This window comes from Streptomyces sp. CT34 (assembly GCF_000805335.1).
In the GTDB taxonomy this organism is placed as follows: domain Bacteria; phylum Actinomycetota; class Actinomycetes; order Streptomycetales; family Streptomycetaceae; genus Streptomyces.
Window position 1 is genome coordinate 1,998,668 of record NZ_KN708638.1, and the last position, 16,237, is coordinate 2,014,904.

Sequence of the window (16,237 nt, forward strand, 5' to 3'; positions counted from 1 at the left end):
CGGGCGGCGTGCCCCGTACGGCCGCTCAGCCGGCGATCAGCTTGCCGCCCTGCGCCTTGACCGGTACCTCCGGCAGCGGCTGGGCCGCCGGGCCCTGGATGACCTGGCCGGTGGTCACGTCGAAGCGGCTGCCGTGACAGGGGCAGCTGCCCTCCTTCTTCTGGACCTCGGACAGAATGCAGCCGGCGTGGGTGCACTTGGCGCTGAAGCACTTGAACTCGCCCTCGGCGGGCTGCGAGACCACCAGCCGGTCCTCGCGGTACAGCTTGGCGCCGCCGACCGGCACCTCGGCGGCGGCCCCCAGATCGACCGGCTTGGTGGGCACCGCCGACGCGTCGGCACCCGAGCCCCCCGACGAGCAGGCCGCCAGCCCGAAGCCGGCGGCACCGGCGAGTGCGGCCCCGCGCAGTACGGTTCGGCGGGCGGGGGGCTGGCTCATGGCTGCTCCAGGAGGGCGCGGGGCGGCGGCTGCCGTCAGTGGATTCCGGTTCCCGACGATACCGGCACGGATTCCCCCACCTCCGCGGGGCCCCGGTGCCCGCCGAGCAGCTCCGCTTCGATCTCCTCCGGGCTGCGGCCCCTGGTCTCCGGCAGCAGCCTCCGGACGAAGAGGAAGGCGAGCAGGGTCGTCCCGGCGAAGAAGCGGAAGGTGGCCCCGGCGCCCCAGGCGTGCGGCAGCGCGGGGAAGACCAGCGCCACGATCATGTTGACACGATCATGCTGAACAGCCAGTCGAAGAGCACGCACAGCACGACCGCGGCGGCCCGGATCCGCATCGGGAACAGCTCCGGCAGCATCACCCACCGCACCGGACCCCAGGAGACCGTGAAGGCGCGATGTGCAGCGCGATCCCGAGGAGGGTGAGGGCGGACAGCAGCGCAGTAACGGCCGGCGCCGCACGGCTTGTTGGGGTCCACCGCGACCCGGTCGCCGACCGCCCGGTCCCGCACGGCCGCGCCGACCGCGACGATCTCGCCGGTCAGCTCGTGCCCGGGAACCAGCGGCTAGCGGGCGGCCGGCAGCTCGCCGCCGAGGAGGTGCATGCCGAGAAGGTGCATATCGGTGCCGCACAGGCCGCAGGGCGTGACGCGCACCACCACCTCGTCGGGCTCCGGGCAGGGGTCGGGCAGCTCGGTGACAGCGGTGCCGCACCGGGGGCCCGGTTCGGTGACCACGAGAGCGCGCATCGGCGCCTCCTCACGGCGTCGCGCGGGTTGGCGGCGAGGACGGTACAGAAGAACCGCAGGGACGTAAACGATTGCGCAAGCGTTTACGTTTGGTCTGTGACGGACGTACTGTGATGGACTTCGGCCGGGCGGACGCGGCCCGGATGCCGTCCGCCCCGAGTCGGGGAGGAAAGAGCCGGATGACAACGATGGTGGATGTGGCACGGCGCGCGGGCGTCTCCGTCGCCACGGTCTCGCACGTGCTGAACGACACCCGGCCGGTGCGCCCCGGCACCCGGGCCGCGGTGCTGGCCGCCATCGACGAGCTCGGCTACACCCACAACACCCTGGCCCGTTCGCTGGTCACCTCCCGCACCCGCTCCATCGGCCTCGCGGTGTCCGCGATCAGCAACCCGTACTTCACCGAGATCCTCCAGGGCGTCGAGGCCGGCGCCCTGGGGGCCGGCTACAGCCTGCTGATCGCCGATCCGCACGATGATCCGCGGCACGAGCGCAAGGTCGTCCAGCTGCTGCACGAGCGGCGGGTGGACGGCATGATCGTCGCGCCCTCCGCGGAGCCCGCCGAGATGGTCGGGTACCTGGCCCGACGCGAGGTGCCCACCGTGTTCCTGGACCGGCTGGTCGGCGACGGCCACGACCAGGTCTGCGCCGAGAGCGCCGGACCGGTGCGCCAACTGGTCGAGCACCTCGCCGACTTGGGGCACACCCGGATCGGCCTGGTCGCCGGGCTGCCCGGCCTGAGCACCACCACCGAGCGGGTCCGGGGCTACCGCGACGGGCTGCGCGCCCGCGGGCTGCTGTTCGCGCCCGAGCTGCTGGCCGGCGGCGGCTCCGAGGCGGCGGGCGCCCAGGACGCCACCCGCCGGCTGCTCGCCGCACCGCAACCGCCCACCGCGATCATCACCGCCAACAACGCGATGACGATCGGCGCCCTCCAGGCCCTGCGCGACCTGGGCCTGGAGGTGCCCCGCGACATCGCCCTGGCCTGCTTCGACGACTTCTCCTGGGCGGATCTCTTCACGCCCCGGCTGACCGCGATCGCCCAGCCCAGCAAGGAACTGGGGGCCGCGGCGGTCCGGCTGCTGCTGGCGCGCCTGGACGACCCGGACCGGCCGCCCCGTACCGTCCGCCTGCCCTGCGCGTTCGTGCACCGTACGTCGTGCGGCTGCCCCGAACCCGCTCCGCCCGCCATGCCGCCGGCCGGCTCCCCGGCCGCTGAGGAAAGGACCCGTACCCCGTGATCGTCGTCGCCGGCGAGGCGCTGATCGACCTCGTACCCAGCCCGCAGGAGCCCTCTCCGCAAGGCCAGTTGCCGGCACTGCTGCCGCGGCGCGGCGGCGGTCCGTACAACACCGCGATCGCGCTGGGCCGGCTGGGCTCGCCCACCGCGTTCTGCTCGCGGGTCTCGGCCGACGCCTTCGGGGAGTCGCTGCTGAACGGGCTGCGCGGCAGCGGGGTGGACACCTCGCTGGTGCAGCGCGGCCCGGAGCCGACCACGCTCGCCGTCGCGGACATCGGCCCGGACGGCTCGGCCGGTTACGGCTTCTACGTGGACGGCACCGCCGACCGGCTCTTCACCCTGCCGCCGGCGCTGCCCGAAACGGTCCGCGCGCTGTCGTTGGGCACCTGTTCGCTGGTGCTGGAACCGGGCGCGAGCGCCTACGAGGCGCTGCTCCAACGGGAGGCGCGGCGCGGGGTGTTCACCGCGCTGGATCCCAATGTGCGGCCCGGTCTGATCCTCGATCCGGACGCCTATCGGGCCCGTTTCCGCTCCTGGCTGCCCCATCTCTGTCTGCTCAAGCTGTCCCAGGAGGACGCGCTCTGGCTGGCGGGGGCCGGGCCGGACGCCGGCCGGGGCGCGGTCACCGCTGCCGCGCGCGAGTGGCTGGGCGCCGGGCCCGCGGCGATCGTGATCACCCGGGGCGGCGCGGGGCTGACGGTGCTGACGCAGGGCGGCGGTGAGTTGACCGTTCCCGGTGAGCGGGTCGCGGTCGTCGACACGATCGGCGCGGGCGACACCGTCAACGCGGCGCTGCTGCACCGGCTGGCGGCCCATGGCGCGCTGGCCTACGGCCCGCTCGCCCACCTCCCCGCCGACACCTGGGAGGACGTCCTCCGCTTCGCCGCCCGGGCCGCCGCCATCACCTGCTCGCGGGCGGGCGCGGAGCCGCCGTTCGCCGCGGAGCTGGCGGCGTAGCGCCGGACGGAGGGGCGGGCGGGGCCGGAACGCGCCACGGGGGCGGAGTCCCGGGCCCGGCCCGGCTCCGCCCCGTCATTGACGGTGCGTCAGGAGGTCCGGCGGGCCCGCGTCGTCGTCTTCTTGGCGGCGGCCTTCTTCGCCGCCGGCTTGGACGCGGTGGACCCGGCGGCGGCCGACTCGGTCACGGTCTTCTTCGCCGTGGCGTTCGCGGCCACCGTCTTCTTCGCGGCGGACTTCCGGGCGGCCGGCTTCCTGACCGCCCCGGTCACCGGCGCCGCGTCGCTGACCCGGTCGCCGAGGATCTCCCGCAGGAACTTGCCGGTGTGGCTGGCGGGGATCGAGGCGATCTGCTCCGGGGTGCCCTCGGCGACGACCGTGCCGCCGCCGTTGCCGCCCTCGGGGCCCATGTCGATGACCCAGTCCGCGGTCTTGATCACATCGAGGTTGTGCTCGATGACGATGACCGTGTTGCCCTTGTCGACCAGCCCGGACAGCACCTTGATGAGCTTGCTGATGTCGTCGAAGTGCAGACCGGTGGTCGGCTCGTCGAGGACGTAGACGGTGCTGCCGGTGGAGCGCTTCTGGAGCTCGCTGGCCAGCTTGACGCGCTGCGCCTCACCGCCGGAGAGGGTCGGCGCGGACTGGCCGAGCCGGACGTATCCGAGGCCGACCTCATGGAGCGTCTTGAGATGCCGGGCGATGGTCGGCACCGCCTCGAAGAAGCTCAGCGCCTCCTCGATGGGCATGTCCAGCACCTCGGCGATGGACTTGCCCTTGTAGTGGACCTCCAGCGTCTCGCGGTTGTAGCGCGCGCCGTGGCAGACCTCGCACGGTACGTACACGTCCGGCAGGAAGTTCATCTCGATCTTGATCGTGCCGTCGCCGGAGCAGTTCTCGCAGCGACCGCCCTTGACGTTGAAGGAGAAGCGGCCCGGCAGATAGCCGCGGACCTTCGCCTCCATCGTCTCCGCGAAGAGCTTGCGAACGTGGTCGAAGACGCCGGTGTAGGTCGCCGGGTTGGATCGCGGGGTGCGGCCGATCGGCGACTGGTCGACATGGACGACCTTGTCGACGAGGTCGTCGCCGGCGACCCGGGTGTGCCGGCCGGGAACCGACTTGGCGCCGTTGAGCTCGCGTGCGAGGTGGGTGTACAGGATGTCGTTGACCAGCGTCGACTTGCCGGAGCCGGAGACACCGGTGACGGCGGAGAGCACGCCGAGCGGGAAGGAGACGTCGATGTCGCGGAGGTTGTTCTCCTTCGCGCCGTGGACCGTCAGCTGCCGGGCCGGGTCGGCGGGGCGGCGGATGCCGGGCGTCGCGATCGCCTTCTTGCCGGACAGGTACTGACCGGTGATCGACTCCTTGTTGGCCAGCAGCTGCTTCATCGGGCCGCTGTGGACGACCTTGCCGCCGTGCTCGCCGGCGCCCGGGCCGATGTCGACGACCCAGTCCGCGACCTTGATGGTGTCCTCGTCGTGCTCCACGACGATCAGGGTGTTGCCCATGTCGCGCAGCCGCACCAGGGTCTCGATCAGCCGGTGGTTGTCGCGCTGGTGCAGGCCGATCGACGGCTCGTCGAGGACGTAGAGCACGCCCACCAGGCCGGAGCCGATCTGGGTGGCGAGGCGGATGCGCTGGGCCTCGCCGCCGGAGAGGGTGCCGGCCGCGCGGTTCAGCGAGAGGTAGTCGAGGCCGACGTCGACCAGGAACCTCAGCCGCTCGTTGACCTCCTTGAGGACCCGCTCGGCGATGGTCTTCTCGCGGGCGTTCAGCTTCATCGAGCGCAGGAAGTCGGCACAGTCGCTGATCGACATGGCCGCGACCTCGGCGATCGACTTCTCCTGGACCGTCACGGCGAGCACGATCGGCTTGAGCCGCGTCCCCTCGCAGGTCGGGCAGGGCACCTCGCGCATATAGCCCTCGAAGCGCTCCCGGCTGCTGTCGCTCTCCGCTTCGCTGTGCCGCCGCTTGACGAACGGCACGGCGCCCTCGAAGGCGGTGGTGTACGCCCGCTCGCGACCGTAGCGGTTGCGGTAGCGCACCTCGATCCGGGTCTTGTGGCCGTACAGCAGGGCCTTCTTGGCGCGCTGCGGCAGCCCGGCCCACGGGATGTCCGTACGGAATCCGAGGGCGTCGGCGAGGGCGCCGACCAACCGGCCGAAGTAGTCCTTGGTGTGGCCGCCGGACCAGGGGTGGATGGCGCCCTCGTCCAGCGAGCGGTCCTCGTCGGGGATGATCAGCTCGGGGTCGACCTCCATCCGCGTGCCGATGCCGGTGCAGTCCGGGCAGGCGCCGAAGGGCGAGTTGAACGAGAAGGAGCGCGGCTCCAGTTCCTCGAAGGAGAGGTCGTCGTAGGCGCAGTAGAGGTGCTCGGAGTACATCCGCTCGCGCTGCGGGTCGTCGGCGTCCAGGTCGACGAAGTCCAGGATGACCATGCCGCCGGAGAGGCCGAGGGCGGTCTCGACGGAGTCGGTGAGCCGCCGCTTGGCGCTCTCCTTGACCGTGAGGCGGTCGACGACCACCTCGATGGTGTGCTTCTCCTGCTTCTTCAGCTTCGGCGGCTCGGCGAGATGGATCGTCTCGCCGTCGACGCGGGCGCGGCTGTAGCCCTTGGTCTGGAGGTCGGAGAACAGATCGACGAACTCGCCCTTGCGCTCGCGCACCAGCGGGGAGAGCACCTGGAACCGGCTGCCCTCGGGAAGCTCCAGGACCTTGTCCACGATGGCCTGCGGCGACTGGCGGGCGATCGGCCGCCCGCACTCGGGGCAGTGCGGCTTGCCGATACGGGCGAAGAGCAGCCGGAGGTAGTCGTAGACCTCGGTGATCGTGCCGACCGTCGAGCGCGGGTTGCGCGAGGTCGACTTCTGGTCGATCGAGACCGCGGGGGACAGGCCCTCGATGAAGTCCACATCGGGCTTGTCCATCTGCCCGAGGAACTGCCGGGCGTAGGAGGAGAGAGACTCGACATAGCGCCGCTGCCCCTCGGCGAAGATCGTGTCGAAGGCGAGCGAGGACTTGCCCGACCCGGAGAGCCCCGTGAAGACGATGAGGGAGTCGCGGGGGAGGTCGAGCGAGACGTTGCGGAGGTTGTGCTCGCGAGCGCCACGGACGATGAGACGGTCGGCCACGCCGGTCGGCACCTTTCTTGGAGAGGGGCGGGAGCCGCGGGGCTGCGCCCGCCGCACGGTGAATGAGCAGAGGCGGCGGAGCGGAGCGGGGCCCCCGACCAAGGGTAGGGGGGCCGCCACGGCAGTGTCTTTGTGATGCCATACACGAGCCTATAGCACGCGCATTCGATTTACCGGCCCCGCAAGCCCTGTTCACCCAAACGTGTGGCCGCCCCGTACCCTTCCCGCCCCGCCGACCAGGCGTTACGCCATCCGGCTCGCGGCGGACCCGCCCCCGGCGCCGTCCGGCAGCGCCCGCTCCAGCACGTCGAAGGTGCGCCGGATCACCGCCTCCTGGTCAACGGCCACCTCATCCGCGGAGTCACCCGCCAGCGCCCGGGCCGCGGCTTCCGTGTACGCCGCCCGGCACCCGGAGATGATCAGCGCCGCGGCCAGCCGGTGGTCGTACCCGGGCCGCCCGGCATCGCCCCCGGCGGCCTCGGCCAGCAGCCCGGCCAGCGTGCCCTCGATCTCCTCGACCGCCTCGCGCGCCCGCGCCCGCAGCGCCGGCGCGTCCAGCACCGTGCGCCAGAAGTGCTCGAACCCCTCCCCCACCGCACCCAGCGGATGCCGCCGGGCCAGCAGGTCGAGCAGCAGCCGGCGCAGCGCGGCCGGCGGCGACTCGTCCGCGCCGCGTTCGCGGACCGCGCGGACGATCAACTCCGCGGCCTCCGGGATCCGGTCGAGGAAGAGGTCCTCCTTCCGCGGGAAGTAATTGAAGACCGTCATCGTGGACACCTCGGCGGCGCGGGCGACCTCGGCCACGGTGACGTTGTCGAAGCCGCGCTCGATGAAGAGCAGCGTCGCCTCCCCGGAGATCCGCTGCCGGGTGCGCAGCTTCTTGCGCTCGCGCAGCGTCAGTCGGCCGTCCTCCCCGGCGTACCCGGCCTCCGGCCCGGCGCCGGCCGCCGCGCCGCCGCCCCGCTCCTTCTCCACCACAAAGCCTCCCACCTGCCCGGGAACCGTTCGCAGAAAATTGTAGCCGGAACAAATTTTTAGTCACTACACTCACGCTCATGACACATGACGCAGACGTAGTCGTCGTGGGGGGCGGCCCGGTGGGGCTGATGCTCGCCTGCGAACTGGCACTGGCGGACGTCCGGGTCACCGTCCTGGAACGGCTGACCGACGTGGACCCGACGATCAAGGCGGGAGCCATCAACTCCCCCAGTGCGGAAGCCTTCTACCGGCGCGGACTGCTGCCCGCCCTCAGGGAGGTGCAGCACGCCGCCATGGAGCAGTTCAGCTCCTTCATGCGGCAGCGGCAGGCCGCCGGTGCCTCCGGGGTGACGTCGCCGCCCCGGTTCGCCGGGCACTTCGCGGGCATCATGCTGCGCGGCGACCTCCTGGACGAGTCCGACCCGGACTTCGGCGCGCCCGGCCCCGCCGCCGAGGTCGGCCTCATCCCCCAGGAAGCCCTGGAGCGCGTTCTCGGCGCCCGCGCCGCCGAGTCGGGCGTCACCCTGCGCCGCGGGGTGACGCTGACCGGCTTCGACGCCGAGGAGGACGGCGTCACCGTCCACACCTCGGAGGGGTCGCTGCGCACCGGGTGGCTGGTGGGCTGCGACGGCGGTCGCAGCACGGTGCGCCGGCTCGCCGGATTCCCGTTCCCCGGTACGGACCCGGAGATCACCGGTCATCAGGCCATCGTGGAGATGACCGGCTCCGATGCCCTGGGCGCGGGCTGGAACTGGACCGAGACCGGCACCTACGTCCATGGCCCGATGACCGGCCGGATCCTCACCGTGGAGTTCGACGGACCGCCCAGGGACCGTGAAGCGCCCATCACCGCCGAGGAGTTGCAGACCTCGCTGCGCCGCGTCTCCGGCGTCCAGGACGTCACGATCACCAAGGTGCACACGGCCACCCGCTTCACCGACAACGCCCGCCAGGTGCCCGAATACCGGCGCGGCCGGGTGCTGCTGGCCGGCGACGCGGCGCATGTGCACTCGCCGTTCGGCGGCCAGGGGCTCAACCTCGGCATCGGCGACGCGATGAACCTCGGCTGGAAGCTGGCCGCCACGGTGCACGGCTGGGCTCCCGAGTGGCTGCTCGACACCTACACCGCCGAGCGGCACCCCATAGGCGCCTGGGTGCTGGAGTGGACCCGGGCCCAAGTGGCGCTGATGCGGCCCGAATCCCACGCCAGGGCACTGCGCGAGGTGATCGCGGAGCTGTCGCTGACCAGCGCCGCCACCACCTTCTTCGTCAAGAAGATCTCCGGCGTCCAGCAGCGCTACGAGCTGCCCGGCAGCCATCCGCTGACCGGCCGCACCGCCCCCGATCTGGAGCTGTCCGACGGCAGCCGGCTCGCGGACCATCTGCACGGCGGCCAGGGCCTGTTGCTCGATCTGACCGGCGACCCCGACCTGCGCAAGCGCGCGACGGGCTACGGGCGCCGGGTGCAGGTCCTGGCGGCCGGCTGCCCGCAGCGGCCGGACCTGGCCGGGCTGCTGGTGCGTCCGGACGGCTGCACCGCCTGGGCCGCCGACGCCCCGGGGGAGTACGGCGAGCTGGACGCGGCGCTGCGGCGGTGGTTCGGAGTGCCCGAGGGCGCGGTGGCCTGAGGGCGGCGGGCCCCGGCGGGGCCGGTGCGCGGCGTTGTGCCCCGGTGGCAGGGGCCCGGGGAAGCGGTCGGCCCCCGGGGCACCGCACCGCCGAAGGGGGGCGGCGCCCCGCCCGCCCCTTCCGCGCCCTGCGCACCACCCGTGCCGCCGGCACCACCCCGCAGCCGCTCGGACCGCCGTCGACCGACTCCCGAACTCGCCCTCCTGGCGCTAGCGTCGAACCATGACCTCCCCTGACTTCCCCCGCGATGTGGCCGCCGTCCACGAGGCCACCGACCGCCTCCTGATCTCGCTGGGCAAGCTCGACGACGCCGCGATCGGCGAGCCGTCCCTGCTGCCCGGCTGGACCCGCGGCCATGTCCTGGCCCATCTGGCACGTAACGCGGACGCCCTGGTCAACCTCCTGACCTGGGCCCGTACGGACGTCCGCACCCCGATGTACGCCAGTGCGGCGGCGCGCGACGGCGATATCGAGCGGGACGCCGACCGCCCGCTGGCGGCCCACCTGGAGGACCTGCGGGAGAGCGCGGCCCGGTTCGCGGCGGCGGCGCAGGCGCTTCCGGAAGACCGCCGGGCGTTCCGGGTCGAGATGCGCAACGGTGTGGTCGAGCGGGCCGACCGGCTGGCGCTGCGCCGGCTGGCCGAGGTCGAGCTGCACCATGTCGACCTCGGTGTCGGCTACGCCGTGGAGCAGCTGCCGCCCGCCTTCCTGGACAGCGAGCTGGAGTTCCTGGCCACCGTGAAATTCGCCGGGCACCCGGAATTGCCCGCACTGGAGCTGCGGACCGATGACGGCCGCACATGGCGCACCGGGCGCACCGGCTCCGGGGATGACGCCGGGGACGCATCCGTGGTGGTGACCGGCCCGGCGACCGCCCTGGTCGGCTGGCTGACGGGGCGTGCCGACGGTGCCGGTCTGGACACCCAGGGCTCGCCGTTGCCGGTCATCCCGCCGCTCTAGAGTTGATCCCATGGGCTACAGCGGAGCAGTGAAGGTCGGCGGACCGGCCGAGGTGCATGAGCTATCCGACCTCATGATCTCGAAGGTTGCGGTCGGTCCGATGAACAACAACGCCTATGTGCTGCGGTGCCGTGCGACCGACGAGCAGCTGCTGGTCGACGCCGCCGCCGAACCGCACACCCTCCTGACGCTGATCGGCGACAGCGGCCTCACGTCCGTGGTCACCACGCATCAGCACGGCGACCACTGGGGCGCGCTGCGCGAGGTGGTCGATGCGACGGGTGCGCGGACGTACGCGGGGCGGTACGACGCCGAGGGGATCCCGGTCCCCACGGACGTGCTGGTGGAGGACGGCGACACCGTGACCGTGGGCCGGGTCCGGCTGACCGCGCGTCATCTGGTGGGGCACACCCCGGGCAGCATCGCGCTTATCTACGACGATCCGCACGGCCATCCGCACGTCTTCACCGGGGACTGCCTGTTCCCCGGCGGGGTCGGCAACACCTGGGGCAGTGCGGAGCGGTTCACCAGCCTGCTCGACGACGTGGAGACCAAGCTCTTCAACCGGCTGCCGGATGAGACCTGGGTCTATCCGGGCCATGGTGACGACACCACGCTCGGCGCCGAACGGCCGCATCTCGCGGAGTGGCGCGAGCGCGGCTGGTAGCGGCGGATCCTGCAATTCCGGGCCCGGCGGCGGAAATCCGGCGCCGGGCCCGGTGCGTCAGCCGCGGACGCGCTCACCGGCCTCCACGGCCGCCGCGTCCCGCCCGGCCGCCGCTTCCTTCCCGGCCGTCGCCTCGGCCGTCGTCTGCCGCTTCGAGGCCCGCAGGCTGGTGACGGTCGTGACGACCAGCACCGCGCAGATGACGCCCAGCGAGACCGGGATGCCGATCTCCGGGACGGCCACCCCGGACTCGTGCAGGGCGTGCAGCACCAGCTTGACGCCGATGAACCCCAGGATGATCGACAGGCCGTAGGAGAGGTGGACCAGCTTCTTCAGCAGCCCCCCGATCAGGAAGTACAGCTGCCGCAGGCCCATCAGGGCGAAGGCGTTGGCCGTGAAGACGATGTACGGGTCCTGGGTGAGGCCGAAGATCGCCGGGATGGAGTCCAGCGCGAAGAGCACGTCGGTGGTGCCGATGGCCAGCATGACGATCAGCATCGGCGTCATCAGCCGGCGGCCGTTCTCGACCACGAACAGCCTGGTGCCGTGGTAGCGGTCGGTCGACGGGAAGCGCCGCTCGACCGCCTTCAGGAAGCGGTTCTCCTCGAACTCCTCGTCCTCCTCCCCGGCGCGCGCCTCCTGGACGAGCTTCCATGCGGTCCAGATGAGGAACGCGCCGAAGAGGTAGAACACCCAGGAGAAGTTGGCGATGATCGCGGCGCCCGCGCCGATGAAGCCGGCCCGCAGCACCAGGGCGATCAGCACGCCGACCATCAGCACCCGCTGCTGGTATGTCGCCGGCACCGCGAACTTGCTCATGATCAGGACGAAGACGAAGAGGTTGTCGACGCTCAGCGACTTCTCGGTGATGAAGCCCGCGAAGAACTCGCCGGCCGGCGCACCCCCGCCGAACACCAGCAGGCCGAGCCCGAACAGCGCGGCGAGCGCGACCCAGACGGCTGTCCAGATTCCGGCTTCCTTGAGGGAGACCTCATGGGGTTTGCGTCCGCCGATGAAGAAATCGACGGCGATCAGGGCAGCCAGACCGAGGATGGTCAGCCCCCACAGGGTCGGGGAAACGTCCACTGCTCCTCCGGCACGGTCGTACGGCACACACAGCGTCGTCGCTGCCGGGGATCTCGGGGCCCCTCGCACAAAGAAGGGTAAAGGAAGGCCATGAAACAGTAAAGGAAAGCCCAAAATTGCTGGTCGAGTGTGTTTCCGGGTAGGGCGGCGAGGTTCCCGGTGGGACGGATGCCGGTGGACCGCCGTCGGCCGCTCGCACCCCGATGACCGGTCGTGCGCCGGAAGCCGGTCGGAGGGCCGGAAGCCGGCCGGGGGCCAGCGCGCGGCCGGGCGCCGGTGAACCGACGTCACGGGCACCTGGCCCGGCGGGCCGCGGCAGGGCGCGCCGGAGCGGACCCAGCACCGGCGCGATGCCGCCGCGATGCCGCACCGCCATACCGACGCGATGGCGCACCGCCATCTGGAGCAGCCCCACCCGCCGGATCGGCGCCGCCCAGGGGTGGCGACCCTGGGCAGCGGCAGACGGGGCCTTCGCCCCTCCTACTTCACCCCGGCCTCCCTCATTTGCCGCAGCTCCTTCTTCAGTTCGCCCACCTCGTCCCGGAGTCGGGCGGCGACCTCGAATTGCAGCTCGGCCGCGGCGGCCCGCATCCGCTCCGTCATCTCCTCGATCATCTCGGCGAGTTCGGCGGCGGGGCGGTCCGTCAGGGGCGCGGCGGCCTTGCCGCCCTTGCCCTTCGCCGCCTTGCCGGCCTTCCCGCCGAGCGCCGGGACGGGCGCCTTGGTCTTGCCGTCCTTGGCGTCCGCGCCCTTGCGGTAGCCGGTGCCGAGCAGCTCCTGGGTGTCGATCTCCTCGCGGGCGATGGTGGCGACGATGTCGCCGATCTTCTTGCGGAGCGGCTGCGGGTCGATGCCGTTCGCCGTGTTGTACGCGAGCTGCTTCTCGCGGCGGCGGTTGGTCTCCTCGATGGCCTTCTCCATCGCCGGGGTGACCTTGTCGGCGTACATGTGCACCTGGCCGGAGACATTGCGCGCCGCGCGGCCGATCGTCTGGATCAGCGCCGAACCGGACCGCAGGAAGCCCTCCTTGTCGGCGTCCAGGATGGCCACCAGGGAGACCTCGGGCAGGTCCAGTCCCTCCCGGAGGAGGTTGATGCCCACCAGGACGTCGTACTCCCCCGCCCGCAGCTCGCGCAGCAGCTCCACGCGCCGCAGGGTGTCCACGTCGCTGTGCAGATAGCGGACCTGGATGCCGAGCTCCAGGAAGTAGTCCGTCAGGTCCTCGGCCATCTTCTTGGTGAGGGTGGTGACGAGAACGCGCTCGTCCTTCTCGGTGCGCTTGCGGATCTCGTGCACCAGGTCGTCGATCTGCCCATCGGTGGGCTTGACGACAACCTCCGGGTCGACCAGGCCGGTCGGCCGGATGATCTGCTCCACGAAGCCGTCGCTGCGTGCGAGCTCGTACGGGCCGGGCGTCGCGGACAGATAGACGGTCTGGCCGATGCGCTCCAGGAACTCCTCCCACTTCAGCGGCCGGTTGTCCAGTGCGGACGGGAGCCGGAAGCCGTGCTCGACGAGGGTCCGCTTGCGGGAGGCGTCGCCCTCGTACATGGCGCCGATCTGCGGGACGGTGACATGCGACTCGTCGATGACCAGCAGGAAGTCGTCCGGGAAGTAGTCGATGAGGGTGTTGGGCGCGGAGCCCGGCTCGCGGCCGTCCATGTGCATCGAGTAGTTCTCGATGCCCGAGCAGGAGCCGATCTGGCGCATCATCTCGATGTCGTAGGTGGTGCGCATCCGCAGCCGCTGGGCCTCCAGCAGCTTGCCCTGCTTCTCCAGGGTGGCGAGCCGGTCCACCAGCTCCGCCTCGATCCCGGCGATGGCCTTCTCCATGCGCTCGGGGCCCGCGATGTAGTGGCTGGCGGGGAAGATGTACAGCTGCTGGTCGTCGCTGATGACCTCGCCGGTGAGCGGGTGGAGGGTGGACAGCGCCTCGATCTCGTCGCCGAACATCTCGATCCGTACGGCCAGCTCCTCGTAGACCGGGAAGATCTCGATGGTGTCGCCGCGGACCCGGAAGGTGCCGCGGGTGAACGCCATGTCATTGCGGGTGTACTGGATGTCGACGAAGCGGCGCAGCAGCTGGTCGCGGTCGATCTCGTCGCCGACCTTCAGGGGCACCATCCGGTCGACGTACTCCTGGGGCGTACCCAGGCCGTAGATGCAGGACACCGACGCGACCACGACGACGTCGCGCCGGGTGAGCAGCGAGTTCGTCGCGGAGTGGCGCAGCCGTTCGACCTCCTCGTTGATGGAGGAGTCCTTCTCGATGTACGTATCGGACTGCGGGACGTACGCCTCGGGCTGGTAGTAGTCGTAGTAGGAGACGAAGTACTCGACGGCGTTGTTCGGCAGCAGCTCGCGGAATTCGTTGGCGAGCTGCGCCGCGAGGGTCTTGTTGGGCGCCATCACGAGCGTCGGGCGCTGCAGCTTCTCGATCATCCACGCGGTGGTCGCCGACTTGCCGGTGCCGGTCGCGCCCAGCAGGACGACATCCTTCTCACCCCCGCGGACGCGCCGCTCCAGCTCGGCGATGGCCGCCGGCTGGTCACCACTGGGCTGGTAGGGGCTGACGACCTCGAAAGGCGCCACCGTGCGTTCGATCTTTGATACGGGCCGCATGGGATCCACCGTACGACCCGCCACTGACAATCGGCGCCACGCACGCTCTGACCAGCGGCTTTGCCGGGGGGGATGAGGGGCGGTGGCGAGCTGCGGCGGTGCGGCGGCCGTCCGGTCCGCCGCCGGGCCGCACGCCTGCTCGCAGCGTGGTCGACCGCGGCGAGCCCGGTCGCGGAAACCGGCAGGTCCCCGCCGGCGCGTCCCGCCGCCGCGCTACGCCATCGGTGCGACCGGTAAAACCGTTCAAGCGCACGAAGGGTGACGAACCGTCGGCCGAGATGCGCGGATGCCGAGGCTCCGGCAAGTTGGACGACGTCGGGCGTTCGTCTGCTGCACGGGCATTCCGGGCCTCCTGCAATCACGGCGCCCCGCACGGAACACCGGCCACTTCTCGTTCAGCGCCCGGCCACCGCCCGACTCCCCCGCTTCGGCCCGGCTGCGAGCCTCCGTCCGTCCGCCCCCGTTCACCTCACTTCACGTCAGCTCACTTCCACGACGTCACGAGGAGTCCGTATGCGTATTCGCCCCGTCACCGCCGTTGCCACCGGTGCGCTCATGGGTCTTTCCGCGCTCGTCCTCTTGCCGGCCGATGCCCAGGCCGCGTCCCATGGGCATCCGCCGGTGGTGGTCGGCCACCGCGGCGCCGCGGCGTACGCGCCCGAGAACACCCTCGCCTCGATCGACACGGCCCACCGGCTCGGCATCACCTGGGTCGAGAACGACGTCCAGCGCACCAAGGACGGACATCTGGTCGTCCTGCACGACACCTCGCTGGCCAGGACGACCAACGTCAAGAAGCTGTTCCCGAGCCGTTCCCCGTGGAACGTCGGTGCCTTCACGCTCCGCGAGATCGAGAAGCTGGACGCGGGCAGCTGGTTCGGCGCGAAATTCAAGGGCGTGCGGGTGCCCACCCTTCGGAAGTACCTGCACGAGGTCGACCACAACGGGCAGAGGCTGCTGATGGAGCTCAAGAACCCGGAGCTCTACCCGGGCGTCGAGCGCCAGGCCCTCCGGGAGCTGCGCCGCGACGGCTGGCTGGACCGGCGGCACATCAAGCACCGCCTGATCATCCAGAGCTTCAACGCCGACAGCCTCAAGAAGGTCCACCGGCTGAACCCGACTCTCACCACGGGCTTCCTCGGCAGCCCCCCGGCGGCCGACCTCCCCAAGTACGCGAAGTTCTGCGACCAGATCAACCCTCCGCACACGGCCGTCACCCGGCGGTACGTGAACGCCGTGCACGCGCTGCGGGGCCCGCACCACTACCGCCTGGACCTCTTCGCCTGGACCGTCGACGACGGCCCGTCCACCGTCAAATACGCCGACCTGGGCGTCGACGGGATCATCAGCAACAAGCCCGACGTGGTACGCGACGCCCTGAACGACGGCGACGACTGACCGCACCGGGGCGACCGGAGCGGGCCCGGGCACCGGCCGCCGCTCCGTTCCCCACCGCGTTGTCGGTGGCGCGCCCTACCCTGATCACGTGACGAACTCAGAGCAGGTTCCAGGCCCGGCGAGGGCGCCGGACGCGGGTCCGGAGGCGGACCGCCCGGCCCGCCGCGACTGGGGCCGGACGCGTATCGAGACCCCCATCGGGCCGCTGCTGCTCGCGGCGACCCGGGAGGGGCTGGCCCAGGTCGTGTTCCATGCCGACGAGCGCGTGGCCCGGCGCGCGCAGGCCCGTCTGGAGCACTCCTTCGGCGGCCCGCCGGTCCCGGGGATATCCCACCTGGCGACGGCCGCCGCCGAGCTCGGCGGGGATTTCGCGGGGGGGCTG

Annotated in this window: 13 protein-coding genes and 2 pseudogenes; 7 read left to right on the forward strand and 8 right to left on the reverse strand. The window is 71.5% G+C overall.

The features are described from left to right. Window positions 1-25: 25 nt before the first annotated feature. The 4 genes and pseudogenes from RZ84_RS08955 to RZ84_RS36330 form a co-directional block, all read right to left on the reverse strand. Entirely contained in the window at window positions 26-439 is a 414-nt protein-coding gene (locus RZ84_RS08955) for a Rieske (2Fe-2S) protein (RefSeq protein ID WP_043263852.1), read from the reverse strand. A 35-nt stretch (window positions 440-474) separates the two neighbouring features. Beyond that, a complete protein-coding gene (locus tag RZ84_RS40815) occupies window positions 475-705 on the reverse strand; it encodes an MFS transporter (RefSeq protein WP_043263853.1) in 231 nt (76 codons plus the stop codon). Further along, window positions 702-797: a hypothetical protein gene (locus RZ84_RS40820; protein WP_241778027.1), complete on the reverse strand. Its 96-nt coding sequence runs from the start codon at window positions 795-797 to the stop codon at window positions 702-704. Before RZ84_RS40820 ends, RZ84_RS40815 begins: the two co-directional genes overlap by 4 nt. A 108-nt stretch (window positions 798-905) precedes the next feature. Beyond that, a pseudogene (locus tag RZ84_RS36330) lies at window positions 906-1,187 on the reverse strand (alcohol dehydrogenase catalytic domain-containing protein); the annotation flags it as partial. Window positions 1,188-1,366: 179 nt separating this feature from the next. Here RZ84_RS36330 and RZ84_RS08970 point away from each other — a divergent pair. Both RZ84_RS08970 and RZ84_RS08975 read left to right on the forward strand, forming a co-directional pair. After that, window positions 1,367-2,428 carry a LacI family DNA-binding transcriptional regulator gene (locus RZ84_RS08970; protein WP_043263854.1) on the forward strand — a complete coding sequence of 354 codons (1,062 nt, stop codon included), beginning with the start codon at window positions 1,367-1,369 and terminating at the stop codon, window positions 2,426-2,428. Next, on the forward strand, window positions 2,425-3,384 hold the full coding sequence (locus tag RZ84_RS08975) for a carbohydrate kinase family protein (RefSeq protein ID WP_043263855.1): 960 nt from the start codon (window positions 2,425-2,427) through the stop codon (window positions 3,382-3,384). The genes RZ84_RS08970 and RZ84_RS08975 overlap by 4 nt, the downstream gene beginning before the upstream one ends. An 89-nt stretch (window positions 3,385-3,473) precedes the next feature. On the opposite strand, the gene uvrA is transcribed toward RZ84_RS08975, so the two are convergent. Beyond that, window positions 3,474-6,515, reverse strand: coding sequence for an excinuclease ABC subunit UvrA (gene uvrA, locus RZ84_RS08980; RefSeq protein ID WP_043263856.1), 3,042 nt, complete (start codon window positions 6,513-6,515; stop codon window positions 3,474-3,476). A 243-nt stretch (window positions 6,516-6,758) separates the two neighbouring features. Continuing rightward, entirely contained in the window at window positions 6,759-7,490 is a 732-nt protein-coding gene (locus RZ84_RS08985) for a TetR/AcrR family transcriptional regulator (protein WP_052230451.1), read from the reverse strand. Between the two features lie 80 nt (window positions 7,491-7,570). On the opposite strand from RZ84_RS08985, the gene RZ84_RS08990 reads away from it, so the two are divergent. The 3 genes from RZ84_RS08990 (at window position 7,571) to RZ84_RS09005 (ending at window position 10,749) form a co-directional block, all read left to right on the forward strand. Continuing rightward, window positions 7,571-9,121, forward strand: coding sequence for an FAD-dependent monooxygenase (locus RZ84_RS08990; protein WP_043263857.1), 1,551 nt, complete (start codon window positions 7,571-7,573; stop codon window positions 9,119-9,121). A 223-nt stretch (window positions 9,122-9,344) separates the two neighbouring features. Beyond that, window positions 9,345-10,082, forward strand: coding sequence for a maleylpyruvate isomerase family mycothiol-dependent enzyme (locus RZ84_RS09000; protein WP_043263859.1), 738 nt, complete (start codon window positions 9,345-9,347; stop codon window positions 10,080-10,082). A 10-nt stretch (window positions 10,083-10,092) separates the two neighbouring features. Continuing rightward, a complete protein-coding gene (locus RZ84_RS09005; RefSeq protein WP_043263860.1) occupies window positions 10,093-10,749 on the forward strand; it encodes an MBL fold metallo-hydrolase in 657 nt (218 codons plus the stop codon). Window positions 10,750-10,806: 57 nt separating this feature from the next. Here the strand turns inward: RZ84_RS09005 and RZ84_RS09010 are convergent, their stop codons facing one another. Together RZ84_RS09010 and uvrB are read right to left on the reverse strand one after the other, a co-directional pair. After that, the gene (locus RZ84_RS09010; RefSeq protein ID WP_043263861.1) at window positions 10,807-11,835 is read right to left on the reverse strand and encodes a TerC family protein; all 1,029 of its coding nucleotides are present in this window, start codon (window positions 11,833-11,835) and stop codon (window positions 10,807-10,809) included. A gap of 480 nt (window positions 11,836-12,315) precedes the next feature. Continuing rightward, window positions 12,316-14,457: an excinuclease ABC subunit UvrB gene (gene uvrB, locus RZ84_RS09015; protein ID WP_043263862.1), complete on the reverse strand. Its 2,142-nt coding sequence runs from the start codon at window positions 14,455-14,457 to the stop codon at window positions 12,316-12,318. Window positions 14,458-14,970: 513 nt separating this feature from the next. On the opposite strand from uvrB, the gene RZ84_RS09020 reads away from it, so the two are divergent. Beyond that, window positions 14,971-15,855 (forward strand): glycerophosphodiester phosphodiesterase, encoded by an 885-nt coding sequence (locus tag RZ84_RS09020; RefSeq protein ID WP_043263863.1) that lies wholly within the window; start codon window positions 14,971-14,973, stop codon window positions 15,853-15,855. A gap of 88 nt (window positions 15,856-15,943) precedes the next feature. Then, window positions 15,944-16,237 (forward strand): annotated as a pseudogene (locus RZ84_RS40825) (cysteine methyltransferase); the annotation flags it as partial.

What these genes read in the sequence shown, in the direction of transcription:
- RZ84_RS08955 (WP_043263852.1), bottom strand. Translation starts at nt 439, where the DNA reads ATGAGCCAGCCCCCCGCCCGCCGAACCGTACTGCGCGGGGCCGCACTC.
- RZ84_RS40815 (WP_043263853.1), bottom strand. Translation starts at nt 705, where the DNA reads ATGATCGTGGCGCTGGTCTTCCCCGCGCTGCCGCACGCCTGGGGCGCC.
- RZ84_RS40820 (WP_241778027.1), bottom strand. Translation starts at nt 797, where the DNA reads ATGCTGCCGGAGCTGTTCCCGATGCGGATCCGGGCCGCCGCGGTCGTG.
- RZ84_RS08970 (WP_043263854.1), top strand. Translation starts at nt 1,367, where the DNA reads ATGACAACGATGGTGGATGTGGCACGGCGCGCGGGCGTCTCCGTCGCC.
- RZ84_RS08990 (WP_043263857.1), top strand. Translation starts at nt 7,571, where the DNA reads ATGACACATGACGCAGACGTAGTCGTCGTGGGGGGCGGCCCGGTGGGG.
- RZ84_RS09000 (WP_043263859.1), top strand. Translation starts at nt 9,345, where the DNA reads ATGACCTCCCCTGACTTCCCCCGCGATGTGGCCGCCGTCCACGAGGCC.
- RZ84_RS09005 (WP_043263860.1), top strand. Translation starts at nt 10,093, where the DNA reads ATGGGCTACAGCGGAGCAGTGAAGGTCGGCGGACCGGCCGAGGTGCAT.
- uvrB (WP_043263862.1), bottom strand. Translation starts at nt 14,457, where the DNA reads ATGCGGCCCGTATCAAAGATCGAACGCACGGTGGCGCCTTTCGAGGTC.
- RZ84_RS09020 (WP_043263863.1), top strand. Translation starts at nt 14,971, where the DNA reads ATGCGTATTCGCCCCGTCACCGCCGTTGCCACCGGTGCGCTCATGGGT.